The 17012-nt window shown below is 63.2% G+C and carries 16 protein-coding genes; 13 read left to right on the plus strand and 3 right to left on the minus strand.

What is annotated here, in order from left to right; translation table 11 throughout:
• Complete coding sequence (locus tag GGC64_RS10420; RefSeq protein ID WP_192722275.1) at window positions 1-1311, minus strand: glycosyltransferase; 1311 nt, start codon at window positions 1309-1311, stop codon at window positions 1-3.
• A 251-nt stretch (window positions 1312-1562) separates the two neighbouring features.
• Between GGC64_RS10420 and GGC64_RS10425 the strand changes: the two genes are divergently transcribed.
• The 8 genes from GGC64_RS10425 (at window position 1563) to GGC64_RS10460 (ending at window position 7021) form a co-directional block, all read left to right on the plus strand.
• Window positions 1563-2399, plus strand: coding sequence for a SigB/SigF/SigG family RNA polymerase sigma factor (locus tag GGC64_RS10425; protein WP_192722276.1), 837 nt, complete (start codon window positions 1563-1565; stop codon window positions 2397-2399).
• Between the two features lie 47 nt (window positions 2400-2446).
• Window positions 2447-2908 carry an SRPBCC family protein gene (locus tag GGC64_RS10430; RefSeq protein WP_192722277.1) on the plus strand — a complete coding sequence of 154 codons (462 nt, stop codon included), beginning with the start codon at window positions 2447-2449 and terminating at the stop codon, window positions 2906-2908.
• A 69-nt stretch (window positions 2909-2977) separates the two neighbouring features.
• A complete protein-coding gene (locus GGC64_RS10435; protein WP_192722278.1) occupies window positions 2978-3592 on the plus strand; it encodes a dihydrofolate reductase family protein in 615 nt (204 codons plus the stop codon).
• Between the two features lie 78 nt (window positions 3593-3670).
• Entirely contained in the window at window positions 3671-3985 is a 315-nt protein-coding gene (locus tag GGC64_RS10440) for a type VII secretion target (protein ID WP_192722279.1), read from the plus strand.
• Window positions 3986-3994: 9 nt separating this feature from the next.
• Window positions 3995-5755: a TNT domain-containing protein gene (locus GGC64_RS10445; protein WP_370582048.1), complete on the plus strand. Its 1761-nt coding sequence runs from the start codon at window positions 3995-3997 to the stop codon at window positions 5753-5755.
• Complete coding sequence (locus GGC64_RS10450; protein WP_192722280.1) at window positions 5748-6227, plus strand: hypothetical protein; 480 nt, start codon at window positions 5748-5750, stop codon at window positions 6225-6227. Before GGC64_RS10445 ends, GGC64_RS10450 begins: the two co-directional genes overlap by 8 nt.
• 10 nt (window positions 6228-6237) lie before the next feature.
• Window positions 6238-6567 carry a hypothetical protein gene (locus GGC64_RS10455; protein WP_192722281.1) on the plus strand — a complete coding sequence of 110 codons (330 nt, stop codon included), beginning with the start codon at window positions 6238-6240 and terminating at the stop codon, window positions 6565-6567.
• 136 nt (window positions 6568-6703) lie between these two features.
• Window positions 6704-7021 carry a hypothetical protein gene (locus GGC64_RS10460; RefSeq protein WP_192722282.1) on the plus strand — a complete coding sequence of 106 codons (318 nt, stop codon included), beginning with the start codon at window positions 6704-6706 and terminating at the stop codon, window positions 7019-7021.
• Between the two features lie 94 nt (window positions 7022-7115).
• On the opposite strand, the gene GGC64_RS10465 is transcribed toward GGC64_RS10460, so the two are convergent.
• Window positions 7116-7661: a TetR/AcrR family transcriptional regulator gene (locus tag GGC64_RS10465; RefSeq protein ID WP_192722283.1), complete on the minus strand. Its 546-nt coding sequence runs from the start codon at window positions 7659-7661 to the stop codon at window positions 7116-7118.
• 141 nt (window positions 7662-7802) lie between these two features.
• Between GGC64_RS10465 and GGC64_RS10470 the strand changes: the two genes are divergently transcribed.
• Together GGC64_RS10470 and GGC64_RS10475 are read left to right on the plus strand one after the other, a co-directional pair.
• Window positions 7803-8144, plus strand: a complete 342-nt coding sequence (locus tag GGC64_RS10470; protein ID WP_192722284.1) for a hypothetical protein — start codon at window positions 7803-7805, stop codon at window positions 8142-8144.
• 352 nt (window positions 8145-8496) lie between these two features.
• Window positions 8497-10386, plus strand: coding sequence for a 1-deoxy-D-xylulose-5-phosphate synthase (locus GGC64_RS10475; RefSeq protein WP_225951684.1), 1890 nt, complete (start codon window positions 8497-8499; stop codon window positions 10384-10386).
• Window positions 10387-11552: 1166 nt separating this feature from the next.
• Here the strand turns inward: GGC64_RS10475 and GGC64_RS10485 are convergent.
• On the minus strand, window positions 11553-12575 hold the full coding sequence (locus tag GGC64_RS10485) for a polyprenyl synthetase family protein (protein WP_192722286.1): 1023 nt from the start codon (window positions 12573-12575) through the stop codon (window positions 11553-11555).
• A 282-nt stretch (window positions 12576-12857) separates the two neighbouring features.
• Between GGC64_RS10485 and GGC64_RS10490 the strand changes: the two genes are divergently transcribed.
• From GGC64_RS10490 to GGC64_RS10500, 3 genes are read left to right on the plus strand one after another with little or no spacing between them, the layout of a single operon-like run.
• Complete coding sequence (locus GGC64_RS10490; protein WP_192722287.1) at window positions 12858-13703, plus strand: hypothetical protein; 846 nt, start codon at window positions 12858-12860, stop codon at window positions 13701-13703.
• 24 nt (window positions 13704-13727) lie between these two features.
• The gene (locus GGC64_RS10495; RefSeq protein ID WP_192722288.1) at window positions 13728-14351 is read left to right on the plus strand and encodes an isoprenylcysteine carboxylmethyltransferase family protein; all 624 of its coding nucleotides are present in this window, start codon (window positions 13728-13730) and stop codon (window positions 14349-14351) included.
• The gene (locus tag GGC64_RS10500) at window positions 14351-17011 is read left to right on the plus strand and encodes a PEP/pyruvate-binding domain-containing protein (protein ID WP_192722289.1); all 2661 of its coding nucleotides are present in this window, start codon (window positions 14351-14353) and stop codon (window positions 17009-17011) included. Before GGC64_RS10495 ends, GGC64_RS10500 begins: the two co-directional genes overlap by 1 nt.
• The last annotated feature ends 1 nt before the right edge of the window (window position 17012 follow it).

Here is a 17012-nt window from a genome sequence, read left to right on the forward strand (position 1 = left end):
TCATTGCTCCAGCCTCAACCGAACTGGCTGGGGTTCCGGGGTGAGGCCCGCGAGGATCTCGGCGATCGTGTCGAAGGCATTCGTTTCGGCGATGTTGGCGGACAGCGTGCGCGCGGCGGCGCGATAGCGCTCGTTCGACAGGATGTCGTCGACGGCCGCGGTGATGTGCGACGGCGAAAGACGTTTGGCGTCAAGGGTTATGGCCGCTCCGGCAGCGCGCACGCGCACAGCGACCTCGGGCTTGTCGGCGCCCTCCCCCGCGATGATCAGCGGGATGCCATGGGACAGCGCCTCATGCACCCCGCCGTAGCCGCCGTTGGTGATCATCACGTCGACGTACGGCAGCAGCTCGCTGTAGGGCAGATAGTCAGTGATGTAGGTGTTCGACGGGATCCTGCCGGGCACCGTCGTGCGCCCCGGCTGGCCGGTCGTCACTACGAGCAGCAAGTCGCTTCGATGCCCGAGCGCGTCAAGCGTGGGCCGAATCAGGTCAGCGGGATCGTCGTTGTTCCAGGTGCCCTGTGTCACGTGCACCACCGTCGCGGCGGCGCGGGCATCGGTGAGCCAAGCGTGCGTGGACTCGGTCGTCTGTGCACGAGGGAGGACAGGCCCGGTGAAGACCACGGAGGGTGGCAAATCGCTACGCGGGAATTCAAGCGCGGGAATGGTCAGCTGCAGCAGCCGATCGGCGAGCATCGGCCAGTCTGTGAGAAACACCGGCGAGGGTGACGACCCGAGTTCGCTTACGCAGCGGTTGAATTCGGCTTGAATGTCGGCGAACAGTACGCGTTGCACGAACCAGTGCATCCCGCCGTAGTCCGTGTTTGGGCGTGGCTGCCAGGCCATGCCGAACGGCGGGGTATCGGCACTGGACAAGGTCAGCGGCCCCACGCCGCACACGAGGACAGGCGGACGCCGCAGGTCGCTCGAGATCAACGGCACGGCACCGGTGAACGCGACGTCGCACAACACCGCGTCGACCTCTGCTGTGTCCACTGCGCCGAGCAGCGCTTGGTATTGCGCTGCCATGGGTTCGATGAAAACCGAGCGCATTTCGGTGCGTCCGGCCAACAACCGGTTCATCAGCGAGGGCAGCCATGCCCTGCCAACGCTCCTACCGCGCTGCGCAGACGGCTGCCCGGCGAGTGGCAGATCGATCGCGTGAGCGCCAGAGCTGCTGATCGAATCGTGGTAGCGCGCGGCGGTGAGCATGGTTACGTGGTGGCCGCGGTCGTGCAGATCCGCGGCGATGCGCAGCATCGGCATGACATGACCGGCCAAGGGGCTTGCGGCTAGGAGATATCGGGCCATGGCGCCTTTCGTCGACTGTCTATCAGCTGCGCTGACGCCAAGCGTAGCCATCGATGCATGACCGATGCACACGCTGACAAACGTGTGGTTTAGGTGACGGCCTTTCACGGGTACCCGTGCAGAACCATCTCGGTTGATCCAACAGCCTGAGCCCGTTGTGGCGTCGCAAATTTCCGCTTCAGCTTTGTTGATCAATCCGCGGATGACGAGGCGTCACTGTTCCGGCCTGCGCTGTCGGATTAAGGATTGTCATGACGCTCCTCGATACGGCCGACGTCGCGCCCAGCACACGAACCACCACGCCACGGCCTGCACCTGTATCCCGACGGCACGACGTCGGCGAATACGACGACGTAGTCGAAAAGTTTCGACGGTTGGCGACTCTGCCGCCGGGCTCAACTGCCTGGAAGCACCAGCGCGAGGCCATCGTGGTTCGATGCCTCCCGTTGGCCGAACACATCGCGCGACGGTTCAACAACCGCGGCATGGAGTCCGATGACCTGGTGCAGGTGGCCCGTATCGGCCTAGTGGCGGCCGTGGATCGCTTCGACGTCGAAAATGGCGCGCACTTCGCGTCTTTTGCGATACCCACCATCACGGGCGAGCTGCGTCGACATTTCCGCGACCGGGGCTGGGCGGTGCGGGTGCCACGCCGCCTCAAGGACATGAACGTCGCTATGTCGTCGACCATCTCAACGCTTACTCACCAACTCGGGCGGGCGCCCGTCGCAACTGAATTAGCCGCCGAACTCGGTGTCGACCGGGAGGAGGTAGTGCAGGCGCTGATCGCACGGGACTGCTACCGCCCCACGTCTTTGGACGCCCCGCTGACCACCCGTGAGGGTAGAACTGAAACGCTCGGCGCCTCGATCGGCGAAGCGGAGCCTGATTACGAGCTCATACTGAACCGAGAAGTGGTGCGCGCGTTGATTGCTCGCCTTGATGACCGCCAGCGCGCTGTGCTGAGAATGCGATTCTTTGAGTCGATGACACAGAGCCAGATCGCCGAGCAGCTAGGGGTGTCGCAGATGCATGTGTCGCGCATTCTCGCGCGCACACTGGCCGAAATGCGCGACGCACTGGGGTGAGTCGACAAGTTTTCACCCCCAAGCCCCGTATCTGAGAGGAGTCCCTTATGAGCACAACCATCGCGTCAGTGGACGTGGATCCCCCCATCGAAATGGTCTACAACCAGTGGACCCAGTTCGAGTCGTTTCCGGAATTCATGGAAGGTGTCGAGCGCATCGAGCAGCGCGATGACACCCATTTGCACTGGGTCGTCAAAGTGGGTCCCGTGACCCGCGAATTCGATGCCACAGTCACCGAGCAGCATCCCGACGAGCGGGTGGCCTGGAGATCCGATAGCGGCCCTGACCACGCAGGAGTGGTGACCTTCCACCGACTCGACGCCAACAAGACCCGTGTCACCACGCAGATGGATGTTGATCCCGACGGTTTCGTCGAGAACGTCGCAGACAAGCTGGGCATCCTCAAGACTCGCGTCAATGGCGATCTGCAGCGTTTCAAAAAGTTCATCGAAGACCGGCCGACGGAAACTGGGGCGTGGCGCGGGGACGTCTCGCAGCCAGACGCCTGACGACGATGAGTTTCGGCCGGCGCGGTGGTCGTATTGAAGCAACGGCAACCCGACGGAACGGAACTTCACATGGCGCGCACCAACCTCTCGATGTCGATCTCGGCCGACGGCTACGTCGCCGGGCCCGATCAGAGCGAAGACAACCCGCTAGGGGTGGGCGGACTTGCTGTGCACGACTGGCATATCGGCCCCAACAGGGATCACCCGGTCAACCAGCAGGTGATGTCCGACATGCTCGACGGCATGGGCGCAACGATCATGGGGCGCAACATGTTCGGACCTGTCCGCGGCGAATGGGGTGACTCGGATTGGCGGGGCTGGTGGGGCGACACCCCGCCGTATCACTGCCCGGTCTTCGTGCTCACCCACTACGCGCACGACCCGATCGAGATGGCGGGCGGGACCACGTTCCACTTCGTCACCGACGGCATCGAATCCGCCTACGCCCAGGCTGAGGCGGCGGCCGGCGGAAAGGACATCTCGATCGCCGGCGGCGCATCGTGCGGTCGCCAAGCGATCAAGGCGGGCTTAGTCGACGACATCGACCTGCAAGTGTCCTCGGTGATCCTCGGCTCCGGTGAGCGCTTGTTCGACGGCTTCGAGCCCGGCGTGCCGAAGATGGAGCTGGTTCGCGTGCTCGAGGCTCCCGGCGTCGCACACCTCCGCTACCGCGTCCTGCGCTGAGCTTTTTGGTGTCATTCGGGGGTCTAACGTCGCGGTACGCTTGCAAGGTCAAGGAGTTTGCTGGCGAGGGGATCTGCGTTGTCGAGTCCGAGAGACCCGTTGAAGGTCGATCCGACAGAGCTGCACTTGACAGCCGACCAGCTCGACGGGCACGCAAGCGATTTCCTGGCAGCTCATCAGACTGCGCATTCGCGGGCGAGCCAGGCGAAACTCGGGTCGGGCTTGTCGGCCGCCGCGTTGCCGCAGATGCTCACGGCCTGGGAGGCCGACAGCGCCCGTTTCGGCGAGCATTTTGCAACGAATGCCCAAGGCCACCGCGAAGCCGCGGCCCAGTATGTGAAGACGGATACCTCGAGCGCTGACGGCATCGACGACGCGAGTGCCGCGCTGTGAGCTGAGCCCGTGCCGCTGAACTTGAGGGAGCTGCGCGAGTGGCCGCCCGAGATCGCGGATCTGGCCGGGTCCACCCGTCAGGCTGCCGCGAACCACACGAACTCCGCTGACTTCTACCGGTCGTTGGCGAAAGCTTCCACCTGGGAGGGAGACGGCGGCGAGGCGGCCAAGGCGGCGATGGTGTCGAGCGCCGGTCAACACGAAGCGGTGGCCGAAAACCTGGGCAAGGCCGCCACCGGCATGGAGCACGCCCAGCACGAAGCCGAGGGTGTTGCTCAGAAGATCAAGATCATCCTGGACTACGCCGCGCAGCAGCCTGCGGTGCAGGTCAATGAAGCTACCAATCAAGTGATCCCGCCGGACACCAGCTATCTGGATGACGAGGCAGCGGCGAAAGTCGCAGCCAAGGTCGCCGACTTACAGGCGCAGATCTCCGCCGTTCTCGCAGACGGCGAACGCGTGGATGGCGAATTGGCGGGTGCAATCGGAACCGCCACGGGGACAACACCTCCCGTGAAGAAGACGGCGTCCTCGCTGGAAGACCTGCTGATGCCTGGTAGCGGGGAACGGAAACCACCGCCGCGGCCCGATGACGGCACGAAGCAGCCGGACAGTCTGGACAGTGCACTGGATCAGCTGGCCGGAAAGCCCGGTGATCGACCAGCCACCCCGGGTGGCCAGGCAGGGGCCGACCCTGCGACGGGGTCGGTCCCGCTGGACCCTAAGAAGGTAGAGCAGTTCAAAGCGCTTGCACGACAGACGATGCTGAACGACGGAGTGCCGCCGGATCAGATCGAGCAGCGACTCAATGCGATGGTCGCGGCAGCGCAAAAACCACAACCCGCCTACACGCCGCCAAAACCAGACAAGATGCCACCGCCGAGTTTCAAGGATGGTTTCGCCGACGGCTGGTTCGGCACCGAAGAAGGCATCCGTGACCTGGTCGGCGCGAACGGCTGGGACGACTTGAAAAAGTCCTGGACCGATATGGCCAAGGGCGCCTGGGACCGGATCACCAACCCCGTCGAGTCCTGGACCGAGGAAGTCGAGCACGCGACGAAATACCCGGCGCACTATTTCGGTGAGAAAGCCGGGGAAACAGCCCTCACGGCGCCAGGCGCCATGTTCGGCGGCGAGGGAGCGCTGGCCGCGCGAGCCGGAGCACTCGACGACCTCACGCGCGTCGGGGCCATCCCTCATGAGCTCATCGATAACCCAACTGCAGCAGGCACATTCGAGCATCACACGCCGACACCGCTCGGCGACCTACCGAGCCACCATGGTGCACCGACACTCGTACCCGATGCGCCGCCGCCGCTGCCGCCAGATCACCCGATGTTCGACGGCTACGATCCAATACCCCCAGGTCCGGAATTCACGCACCCCGACGGCGGGCTGATCTACCCCGACGCAAGCTTGCCCACTAAGCCGTACGCGATACCCGGCACCGTCATCGACAACGCCCAAATACCGCAAGGCACCGTCATCGACCGCTTTGGCAGCCCGTTTGGGTCATGGTTGTCGCCGGACGGAACGCCATTTCCGGAACGTGCGCTCCCTCCGGATAGCGCCACTAAGTCTTACTATCAGTACGCGGTTGACGACCCCACCAAACTTCCAGCGGGATTTCGAATCGAGCAATCTCAAGTGGCACCCTGGTTCCACCAGCCGGGCGGAGGTATTCAGTACCGTATCATTGGGCCGGACGGAAATGATGCGTCGGTGAATGACTTACTTGACTCAGGATATCTGAAGGATCTGCATGGGTGACTCAATTGACTTCTCGCGACTATCAGAGGCATGGCTGTATTGGGCGCCGCTAGCGGGTTTGACGAATGCGCAGACCTCGGATGCTCATCCTGGGCACGAAATTCGCTTCAAGTCTGATGACTACTCGTTTCATCTTAAATACAACGACGGCTGGTGGGTGATTGACACGATCGATGATCGGGGTCAGCTCCACAGCGGTGCCGCCAAGTTCACTACGTACGACCTTGTCGAGAAATACCTAATCTGGCAATGGTCGTCAACCGCCCGGAACGTGCTACGACTTCCCAGAATTGGTGCCAACTTGTACTCACTGGGCCACAATTCCGATGTTCAGTTCGTACCTGTCAAAGAAGGGATCTACGAACTCCGCATCCCAGAAGGACGCGCGGTATTGATGGAACCGTCAGCGACAATTTTCAGTCATCTAATGCTGAAATCCGTGAAAGAAATTCAGGAGTTGGTCAAGCCATAAAGGAGGCTATGTGGGCCTATTCAAAAAGCAGAAGCAGCCGAAATCGGACGTTGCCACTAATGCCAAGGTCTACTACTCCACCCCTTTTGGCGACACGACAGACGGAAAACAAAAGCTGTTCTTGCTCGAGCGGGCGGGCATCTTGTACATGCCGGTGTTTCGTAGCGTGGAGTCGATGAAAGAGTTCTACGAACGAATGAATCGAGCCGCCTACATGATCCTCGAAGGGGACGTAGCGGGCGTGATGGACACCAACCGCTCAATTGATCAGATGAAACGGGTGGGGGTAGTCATTGAGCCTTTGAGCGAACACCCGGTTGAGATCTTGCCTGACGCCTGACTGATGCGGAGCGCTGTCGAACGCGTCACCAGGCGTTCGCGTGCAAGTAGTTTTCCCGAGGCATGAGCGGCGGGATGCCGATGGTTTCTGACGTCGCAGCGGTCTCATCGATGCCCTCGCAGTTACTGTCTCGACCATGGAAGGCGACAATTACGAGTTCAAACTTGTCGAGTGGGCGCACGAGTACGACGGCTACGCGCGGCTGGCCCGCAATCCAGAAAACCTGTGGGAAGTAATTCGGCCGGCGCGCGAAGTCTTCGAGCGGACGGGTGAGATTCCCGACTGGGCCGGCGTCGACTTGCTACGTGGCTGGGCTTTCTATCTCGTACGGGCACACCGACACGGTGGTGCCTACGAGCCTCTGCAAGAGGAGTATCCAGAGATTAGGTCAATCACTGAAGCCCTCAATCGCCACCCCAATGCGCGCACCGAAGATCGACCTCCGAGGCGTTGATAGACATCAATATTGGGATCCACCGCGTCGATCGGCCGGAGGAGTCACCACCGGTGCGCGTTACGACTGTCGCGCTTCTCCCGAGTGAGTCACCTCAAGCCAGCACGGTCGGCGCGAAGAGATCGAACAACCGCGCTTCCCATCCGCGGGCGACCCGCCCGGTGCGGGCGCGCTCGGCGATATGCGCACCCACCACGGCGTCAATGAGCGTGGCGGCATCGACGTCGGCCCGGAACGAGCCGTCGGCCTTGCCGGCGTCGATCATGGACTCCAATTCAGCGCGCTGCTTGGCGAGGATGCGGCGGAAGAGTTTGGTGAAGTCGGGATCTTCGTCGGTGAGCATGGCCGCGAAGCCGCCGTAACCGATGCCGACTTCGACGATGTTGACAGCTTCTGTGATGAGCCACCGCAGCCGATCCGACGCATCGGCCTGCGCGGCAAGCGGTTCGGGTGTCGTTACTCGCAACAAAGCGGCGGACAGCATGTCGCGTCGGTCGCGGTGGCGGCGGTAAATGGTCGTCTTGGCAATACCGGAGCGCGCGGCGACCGCCTCGACCGTCACCGATCGCGGTCCCTTGGTGCGCAGCAGCGCGAGGGTCGCATCGGCGATGGCGTCGTCGACGTCTTGTCGCTGCACCATTCGCGCCTCCTCCGTCCGGGAATACCAGTCGCCGGAAGAACGCTACACTAAACGTAGCGATACGCTACACGTAGCGTATCGGCATCGACTAAAGATCGTAGAGAGGTGATAGAGGTGTTGAGGGCATTGCGGAGGGTTTCGATGACGAATGTCGCGTATGTGCTGTTCTTGCTGGTGTTCGTCGCGTTGGGGATGTTCGTCTACGCGCTGGCAACCGGAGGCGCGCTGGTCGGAATTATCGGGATCGGGCTGGTCGCGTTGATGGTCGCGTCTGTCGTGGGGTTCCGCATCGGTGCCCGCAAGCGAACGGAGTCCAACAACAGCGGCATCGAGATCCCAGGTGAGAACATCTGGGCTCGCCCGCTGCGCCGCGAGCAGATCGACCGGTATCTGCGGAGCTACCGCGGTGCGCAAGACGACCACGATCAGATGGTGCACGCGGCCGCCGAGCCGACGAGACTGATCGATCGGCGCGCGGCCTGACCGAAGCTATACGTAGATTGCTGCTGTTCTCTTGAGCAAGAGCCGCGCTCTCGAGTGGTTGTGGTTGAAGAAGTGTCATCAATTGATGACGCTTTCAGATTCGACAGTTGGCCAAGAGTATCTGTGTGGCGTTCAACTCGCCCGAGTACATCGTGAATGCCGCCGCGGCGCCTAAGTAGAACGAAGCCCCAATCGGGCGAGATTGCAGTGGCAGGATACTGCGCTCGTCGCACGCCAAGGCAGCCACGATTTCCACTGTGGAGCGAAACATCTGACCCTGTGGCCGTCGTTTCGCCAGGACATCGCGGAAGGGACGATGATGGGTGGGGCAAGCACATCGGTCGCAAGCGACTTGGCGGTCCTGCGCCGGATCCGGGGTCCGCGTGACTTGCAGGGATTGTCGCGCAATGAGTTGACAGGACTCGCAGATGCGATCAGAGCATTCCTCATCGAAAAGGTGTCGGCGTCAGGAGGGCACCTCGGCCCTAACCTTGGTGTGGTCGAGTTGACCATTGCACTTCATCGCGTATTCGAATCACCTTGCGATGCACTGATTTTCGACACCGGTCATCAGGCCTACCCGCATAAAATTCTGACGGGTCGCCAAGATGGCTTCGACCAGTTGCGCGCATCCGGCGGCCTGTCAGGGTATCCCTCGCGCGCAGAAAGCGAGCACGACTGGGTCGAGTCTTCGCATGCGTCGGCGGCGCTTTCCTACGCGGACGGGTTGGCCAAGGCATTCGAATTGGCCGGCAGTACAGATCGCCACGTGGTCGCGATCGTTGGTGACGGCGCGCTCACCGGCGGAATGTGTTGGGAGGCCATGAACAACATCGCTGCCGGCAAGAGCCGTCGTGTCATTGTCGTGGTCAACGACAACGGCAGGTCTTATGCACCGACGATCGGTGGGCTTGCCGAGCGTCTGACCAGCCTGCGGACGCGTCGGAAGTATGAGCGACTCCTGGCGGCGAGTCCGGCGACCCTATTCGGAGATCTCGACATCGAGTATCTCGGCCCGGTCGACGGACACGATATCTTCGCACTCGAGATGGCCCTACGGGCGGCAAAGGACGCGGGCGGTCCGGTCATCGTCCACACGGTCACCCGCAAGGGAATGGGATACCGCCCAGCGGAGGAAGATCCGGTTGATCGCATGCATGCTTGCGGACCGTTCAATCCTCGAACCGGCAAACCGAAGGCCGGCGCCGATGTCACCCAGTGGACGGATGTCTTTGTCAGTGAGCTGCTCCGATGGGGCAGCCGCCGCGACGACGTCGTCGCGATTACCGCCGCCATGCCGGGGCCGACCGGTCTCGCGGCGTTCGGAAAGCGGTTTCCCCACAGGATGTTCGATGTAGGGATCGCCGAACAACACGCTGTTACATCCGCCGCGGGGCTCGCCCTCGGCGGCATGCATCCCGTGGTCGCCATCTATTCCGCGTTCCTCAATCGGGCCTTCGACCAGTTAATGATGGATGTCGCACTGCTGAAACTGCCAGTGACATTCGTTCTGGACAGGGCAGGCATTACCGGGCCTGATGGGGCCAGCCACAACGGCGTGTGGGACTTGTCACTGCTAGGCCTGGTGCCTGGCATGCGTGTCGCCGCCCCACGCGATGCTGCTTCGCTCCGTGAACAACTCGGCGAGGCGCTCGAAGTCGATGACGGCCCTACCGCGATCCGGTTCCCGAAGGGATCAGTCGGCGCTGATATATGCGCCGTAGAACGAATCGAAGGCGTGGATATGCTCTGCGGCCCGGATGATCCGGATGTTCTGCTGGTCGCGGTCGGGCCGCTCGCGACCATCGCAGTGTCGGCGGCTGCGACACTCGGCGAGCGTGGCGTGGCCGTCGCGGTAGTGGATCCGCGGTGGGTGCTGCCGGTGCCCGAGCAAGTGGTGAAGTTTGCCGGCAAGGCACAGCTCGTGGTGACTCTGGAAGAGTCGGGGCTACACGGCGGGATCGGGTCGGCCGTGGCGGCCCGGATGCGCGAGGCCCGGATCGACACACCGGTGCGCAGTGTCGGTGTGCCGCAACGATTTCTCGCTCATGCGACGCGCAGCGCAATTCACGCCGACCTCGGCCTCACAGCCGTGGACCTGGTCACCAACATCAGTTTGTGGGTTGAGCGGGCGGCTGACCATGCGAAGCGGGGCGAGGGCGGCGAGCTGGAATTGCGTTGCGAGGGCCCGCATGGCGTCGGCGTCGCGGGGTCGCAGCCGTTCCAGGGCGCAGAAGGCTAGATGATCGGCGATCATCATGCGGCGTACTTGCAACTCGGGCAGTTCGCCGGTCAGCGGTTCTTCCGACAGTCCTTCGACGATCGCAAAGGTAGCGCCGACGATGAGCGGGCCCACCGAGGACGGCATCGAGCGCGGATCCCCAACGGCAAGGATGTCGGCCACACCCGATCGAACAGCACGGCCGGCCTTCAAGGAAGGGTGGGGCGCCGCATCCAACAGACGCTGGATCGCCCTCTCGACGGACCACTGCACTCGCTCCAGCATTGTGGTCCAGTGAACAGTTGAGACGGCGGCCAGCACTGCCGCGGCCGGCCGTACCGCTCGCCGGTAGGGTGCGGGCGCGTCGACGGCCGCGCACAAGAACGCGGTCGTCGTAATGGTCATATAGGCCATCGCCACCCGGGCGCCGCGACTGTGGATGCACGGGCCGAGCCGGGCCAGCAGTGCGATGCTGCCGAGCGCGGGGACCAGCAGGCGTTGTACTACCGCCCGGGTCAGTTCCTCGCGGTCACGGGCGCCGTACAGCGCCAGTTCGCCGTCCCGCAAGTCGTTGGCCAACTGTGCAGTGACGCCGAGGCATCCGGCCAGCTCGCTCAAATCGGCCTCGGCGCACGCATTTTCGGCGACCAGTGCGCATACGTATAGCATCACCCGTCCGAGCACGCCCTCGCCGTAGACGGTCCGCGGTAGCGGGCATTCCAGGTTTCGGGCCATCACCTGGCCGACATCGGTCAACAATCGGCCGATCCGTTTGCGGCCTTCGTAGGGCAGTTCCGACAGCAGCTCCCGCACGTCGCGGATGCGCTCGGCCAGCACCAGGTCGACCGCTTCGGCGTCTCCGACGGCGATCGCCGACAGTGGCGGCGGCGGTGTGTCGGTGTCGCCGTTCAGGTAGTCCACGGCGGTGACGACGGCGCCGGCCGCCAGCGGGCGGGCGCTCAGGTCTTCGTAGGCGTGGAGCACCCGACAGGCCAGCAGGGCGGTGGTGGCCTCGGATCGCCGGTCCGCGGGAAGGAAACCGGCCGCGATGCCGAGGTTTCGAGCAGCTGGGACAACCGCCAGCCGGGCCAACTCGCCCGGTGACCGGGCCGCCCGCATCGCAGCCAAGTCCGGCGTGCTGTGCAGGTGCCACAGCCCGTCGGCCAGGGCGCCGAGTCGTCCCCCGCTCATCGGGACACCACCCGCACCGAGAGTTCGCGTAACTGCTCACGCGCTGGGGAGTGCGGAAATGCATTGATCGCCCGGCAGGCCGTCTGGGCGGCGCGCACAGCGACGGCACGGGCAGTCCGGGTGGCCCCGCTGCGCATCAGGTCGGCCTGCAGGTCGGCACTGGAAGTCAGCCTGGAGAGCCACATTTGACGAGACCCGGGCCGGATGGCCAGCCATTCGATCACCGGCCAGGTCGGCACTCGTCGGTCGAGGTCGCCGGCGGCCGCCTTGCCCAGTGAGGGGCCGCCCTCGACGTCGCGGACGTCATCCATGATCTGAAAGGCCAGCGCGAGTTGGTCTGCGTATCGCATCAGGGCGCACAGCTGATTGTGGTCGAGACCGCCGGCCGTGCCGCCGTACGAGCAGGCCAGCCGGAACAGCGTGCCGGTCTTCGCCCGGGCCACGAGTTCGTAATGTCTACGCATGGCGGCGTCGTCTATGGCAGGTGGCACGGTCTCGATGAGCTGTCCGAAAGACAGGTCTGAGATGCTGTCGAGGCAGGTGACCCCGGGGACCTCACCGAGCCGCGCGAAGGTCGCCGGATTGTCGTCCAGCACTCGTGCGAGTACCTGTAAAGCATTGCCTACCAGATGAAATCCCGCCCGAGCGGCGGTGCGGACACCAAACGCGGCCGGTACTGACGGCGCATCGCGTCGCAAGAGCGATCCGTCACAGATGTCGTCGTGAACGAGCGATGCCTCGTGGATCATCTCGATCGCGCACGCCACATCGACGGCGTCGCGCAGCGGCACCGCGCCAGCCGAGGGCACCAGACGGGCACAGGCCAGCACCATCGCGGCTCGGACCCGTTTACCGGGGACGGCAAGGATGTGACGGTGGATTGCATCGAAACCGCCACCGATGACCAGGATTTCGCGCAATCGATCGGCGACCAGTGGCAACTGATCGGATAGTCCGGTCAGCGGACGGTTGTCGACGCTGAGGCCGTCGGATGCGACCAATGTGCTTGCCTCGATCATCATCATTCCCTTTGCGATGTTTCACCACATAAATCGTCGCTGCCGTGTGGTGCAGGGAGCGCAGTAGTGCGCCACTTCTATCTCGCCCGATTTTGGCGCGGTACTACTTAAGCCCGGGCAAGACCGCTCAACCCTGCGACTCAGTAGTACTGCGCCGAGACGCGCATTCGATTGCAGTAGGGCTCTACTGAGAGCCACTCCTCGAATCGGAGCGACGATCTCTATTGCAGTGGTCCCTTGCGTCGGATCTTCAGACGGCGCAAACGAGCGGAGGAGGCAGCGATGCATGCACTTGCACCGAGTACGCCTCGGGTGATGCCCGGACGCACGATTGACACCCTGGACTTGGCGCCAAGCGGTGGCGTTTCTCGCGGGTTCATCCGCGTGGATCTGCACGACCCGGTGTTCTTCGACCATCCGCTCGATCACGTGCCGGGAATGCTTCTGGTGGTGGCTGGTCTTGAACTGGCTGAGCACGCAGCGATGCTGCGGCCGGCCAATGTGAGCTTCCGCCTCACCTTCACCAAATTCTGCGAGCTCGACGCCACAATTGAGGTGAGTGCGACACGCGAAACCGGCGGAAACCCATTCGAATTCATCCAATCAGGCCGCTGCATAGCGACGGGACTGCTGAGTCGACGCGAGGCCGCGCTGCCTGCGGAGCTTGCCCCGGTGCCGGCATTTGGGAACGGCTCGATCCCGTGTGAACTGGTGCACCGCGCCGACCCCGGAAATATTGCAATCGGCCCGCTCACAGTCGACACCGGACGCGTCTGGGTCCGCGTACACGAGCAGGCTGCCATCGGCGGAATACCGCCGCGAGCCAGCGCGGTCGCCTCCATCATCGAGGCCGCGCGTCAGTTCGTCATCGCGATTCTTCACTTGTGGGGTCAGCAACCAATGGGGACGAAGATGATATTCGTCGGGCTCACCGCATACGTGCCCACTGCGATGCCGCAGAGTCACATGACGCTGGCGTTGTCGTGGCAGCCCACTCCGCCAGAACAGACGCGCAAAGTCCACATCGACGTGCACGCAGTAGGCGATCGAGCGATCAAAGTCGGCTCGATCGTCATCGCGACCCGGTGCGTCGACGAAGTCGAGTACGCGCAATTGCGCGCAGGCTAGAGGCTGACTCGATGGAGGCTGGTAATGACTGATCGGGTCGCCATGTACATCCTTCGTACTCTGTTGGCACTGACCGCCATCGGCCTCACCATTGCGGTCGCGGCGCACCTTCTCGGCGGACGCCCCGCTGCAGCGGCTTTCGTCGCCGCTTATCTGGTGTGGTTGCTCTCCGAAGCACGAATCACCGTCCGAGCACCCACACAATCGGCCGCTGAGAATCGCACCCTCGTTCCATACGCGGTAGCGCGAATCGCGACGGCACTTACGGCTGCGTACTCAGCGCCCGCGGTGCCCGACCAGTTCGGCGTCGTGCTCGCCGGGGTCTTCGTTGCTGGTGTGACGTTACGCGCGTGGGCGATTCACGAACTCGGCGTCCAATATTCGCACCGAGTGGTACGGATCTCCGACGGTGGCCTCGTTTCATCCGGGCCGTACAGGGTGCTGCGCCATCCTGCTTATGCCGGGATGCTGCTCGCCAACGTCGGGTTCGCCGTTTACTTTTCGAGCCCTGCGAGTATCACGGCATTGACTCTCCTTGTCGCCGCGGTTCTCTGGCGCATCAGGATCGAAGAAGACGTCCTCACTGAATTGCCGCAATATCGGGATTTCGCCAACACACGATCCCGGATTGTGCCGGGGGTGTGGTGATGATCAAGATCTTCGACGCACCTGCAGAACTGGCCGACGCTAGCGTGGTTGGGCACAAGTTCGCGCGCCAGCAACGCTTACGCGATGCCGGAGTTCCCGTCCCGCCGTTCTTCTGCGTCGTCAGAGAAACTCCGTGGACAGCCATCGCCGATGTGGTTGGCCCCTTTCCCGGTGTCGACGCCAGTGTCGCGAAATTGACTGCCTGGGCCGAGGCGAGTCGCAGCGCCGCCGAACACTTGCGCCTTCTGCCGGAGACAGAAACCGAGATCCGCGACAAATATGTGGCCCTCGGCTCACCCGACGTCGCAGTCCGAGCATGCGTTGTCGGCCGCCACGCACAGCCGGGCGAAGATGACGCTGCCGACCCGTTCGCGGGCCTCACAGATAGCTACCTGTACGTCGGTGCCGACACGCTCATCGATGCCGTTTCAGCCTGTACCGCATCGCTTTTCAGTGTCAGATCGGTACTCTACCGCGCCCGGCGAGGAATCGACCCCCGAGTCCTCAGCATCTGCGTCGGAGTTCAGCAGATGTTGGACGGCGAGCGGTCGTTTGTCGCGTTCACCCACGATCCTGCCAGCGGTGCCAGAGAAACTGTGGTCGCTGCGGTCTACGGCATCGGAGAAGGTGCGGTAGCCGAACGTGCCGACATCGACCACTTTTTCGTACGCGCGGACGGGATCGGGCGGCTGATCTCTCACAAGACAAGAATGCTCCGCCGGGCTCCGGGCGGTGGCGTTGTCGAATATCGGGTGCCGGATCGGCTCGCCGACCTACCGGTGTTCTCCGATGCGCAGATCAGTCAGATCGCAGCACTGGCGGAGACCACCGAGCAGCTGTTGTCCGGACCCCAGGACATCGAGGGCGTCGTCACGGCGGACTCAGCGATTCACCTGGTGCAGGCACGGCCCGCCACGTCGCCCCAAACGCCGGCGACGACGATCGAATGGACCAATCACAATCTGACTGAGAGCTTTCCGGGCGTCACCACCGCGATGACGTACTCACACGCACGAGTCTTCTACCGCATGAGTTTCCGCGACTTCTATCGCATCGTCGGAGTTTCTGAGAGGCAACTGCGGAGTCGGGAACACCAACTTCGTCGCATGATCGGATACCTCGACGGCCGGGCGTATTACCGCCTGGACGCGTGGTACGCGCTGCACAGCCAGCTCCCCGGGTGGGACGCTCTTCGTCCGATGTGGGAGCGGTCCTTGGGGCTCGCAGAACGGAAACCCGACCCGGGCCAAGTGCTCGAACGCCATTCCATCACAGGCATCATCAGGCGTTCACCGCGACTGATATGGGCGGCCGTGAGTTTTCCCCGCAAATTGCGGAGATTCTTGTCCTGGTGGGATTCCCAGCACATGGTGGGGGCAGGACTGTCGGAAAAGCCGGTCGAAGAAGTAATCGCCACGTATCGCCGAGTCTGGTCAGAAGCCAAATCACGCTGGGGCATACCCATTCTCGCTGGTTACCTCGCTCTGGCCGCCTATGTCGCAGGGAGCGTGCTGGTACAGCGGTGGACCGACTCCCTCGAGGTGGACCTCACTGTGCTGTTGCCCGGAGGACCGCCGAACCGAACCTTGCAGTCGGTGCAGTCCACGGTGGCGCTCGCCGAGCAGATAAACGCCAACCCCGCGTTGGCCGCCAGAGTGCTGACTGCCGACGCACGCGATACCTGGGACCGCATCGCACGAGGCGCCTACGGCGGCAAACTTCAGTCCGATGCCCTCACGCACCTCAGGGAATTCGGCGATCGCGCCATGCACGACCTCAAGATCGAGGAGCCGACGCCACGCCAAAGACCTGAGATGATCGTCGACGCCCTGCGGCCGTTCGTTGCGGCGGGAGTGACGATGCAGCAGACGCGTCTTCAGGAATCGACCGCGGCGACAGTCGCACTCGATGAACTACACCGCATCTGCCCGTCACGATGGAAACGCGCTATTCTTCGTGCCGCGATGCGGGCGGGTCGGTTCCTGGTGAAAGCCCGCGAGGACACTCGGTTCTGCCGCACCCAGTTATACGGATTCTCGCGGGAGGTCATGCGACGACTCGGATCTGAGCTGGCCGCTGCAGGGTGTCTGGACTCGCCCGAGGACTATGTCCATCTGGAGGTCGAGGAATTACTGGGAGCCTTCGACGGCACCTCCACACATCCCGACCTGCGCGTCCTGGCGCGGACCCGAAAAGACGCCTATCTACGATCGTGCGAGCGGCCCGCCCTCGCAGCCATTCTCACAACCGCCCCGCCGCCGATCGCTGCCGCCGACCTTCGTCGCAGGGCTGCCACATCGGCGACCGCAAGTTCCAACACCGAACTCACCGGTCTCCCCTCCAGCGCCGGGATCGCCCGTGGTCGCGCCAAATTGGTACTGCGGCCGGATCTTCCGCCGAGTGAATGCGCTGGGATGATCCTGGTCGCCCGCGAAACCGATCCTGGATGGCTACCACTGATGCTCAACGCAATTGGACTCGTTGTCGAGCGCGGCAGCATGGTCTCGCACACTGCGATAACAGGACGGATGCTCGGAATCCCGACTGTAGTAGCGGTTTCTGGCGCGACCTCGAAGATATCTGACGGCGACGAGATCGAGATCGACGGTAGGTCCGGCATCGTCCGCGTACTCCGCCCCCACTCGCAGAGACCGCGGTGAC

The sequence above is a fragment of the Mycobacterium sp. OAS707 genome, from assembly GCF_014873705.1.
Classification (GTDB): Bacteria; Actinomycetota; Actinomycetes; order Mycobacteriales; family Mycobacteriaceae; genus Mycobacterium.

What these genes read in the sequence shown, in the direction of transcription:
- GGC64_RS10420 (WP_192722275.1), bottom strand. Translation starts at nt 1,311, where the DNA reads ATGGCCCGATATCTCCTAGCCGCAAGCCCCTTGGCCGGTCATGTCATG.
- GGC64_RS10495 (WP_192722288.1), top strand. Translation starts at nt 13,728, where the DNA reads ATGACTGATCGGGTCGCCATGTACATCCTTCGTACTCTGTTGGCACTG.
- GGC64_RS10500 (WP_192722289.1), top strand. Translation starts at nt 14,351, where the DNA reads ATGATCAAGATCTTCGACGCACCTGCAGAACTGGCCGACGCTAGCGTG.
- GGC64_RS10490 (WP_192722287.1), top strand. Translation starts at nt 12,858, where the DNA reads ATGCATGCACTTGCACCGAGTACGCCTCGGGTGATGCCCGGACGCACG.
- GGC64_RS10485 (WP_192722286.1), bottom strand. Translation starts at nt 12,575, where the DNA reads ATGATCGAGGCAAGCACATTGGTCGCATCCGACGGCCTCAGCGTCGAC.
- GGC64_RS10425 (WP_192722276.1), top strand. Translation starts at nt 1,563, where the DNA reads ATGACGCTCCTCGATACGGCCGACGTCGCGCCCAGCACACGAACCACC.
- GGC64_RS10465 (WP_192722283.1), bottom strand. Translation starts at nt 7,661, where the DNA reads ATGGTGCAGCGACAAGACGTCGACGACGCCATCGCCGATGCGACCCTC.
- GGC64_RS10435 (WP_192722278.1), top strand. Translation starts at nt 2,978, where the DNA reads ATGGCGCGCACCAACCTCTCGATGTCGATCTCGGCCGACGGCTACGTC.
- GGC64_RS10460 (WP_192722282.1), top strand. Translation starts at nt 6,704, where the DNA reads ATGGAAGGCGACAATTACGAGTTCAAACTTGTCGAGTGGGCGCACGAG.
- GGC64_RS10430 (WP_192722277.1), top strand. Translation starts at nt 2,447, where the DNA reads ATGAGCACAACCATCGCGTCAGTGGACGTGGATCCCCCCATCGAAATG.
- GGC64_RS10450 (WP_192722280.1), top strand. Translation starts at nt 5,748, where the DNA reads ATGGGTGACTCAATTGACTTCTCGCGACTATCAGAGGCATGGCTGTAT.
- GGC64_RS10470 (WP_192722284.1), top strand. Translation starts at nt 7,803, where the DNA reads ATGACGAATGTCGCGTATGTGCTGTTCTTGCTGGTGTTCGTCGCGTTG.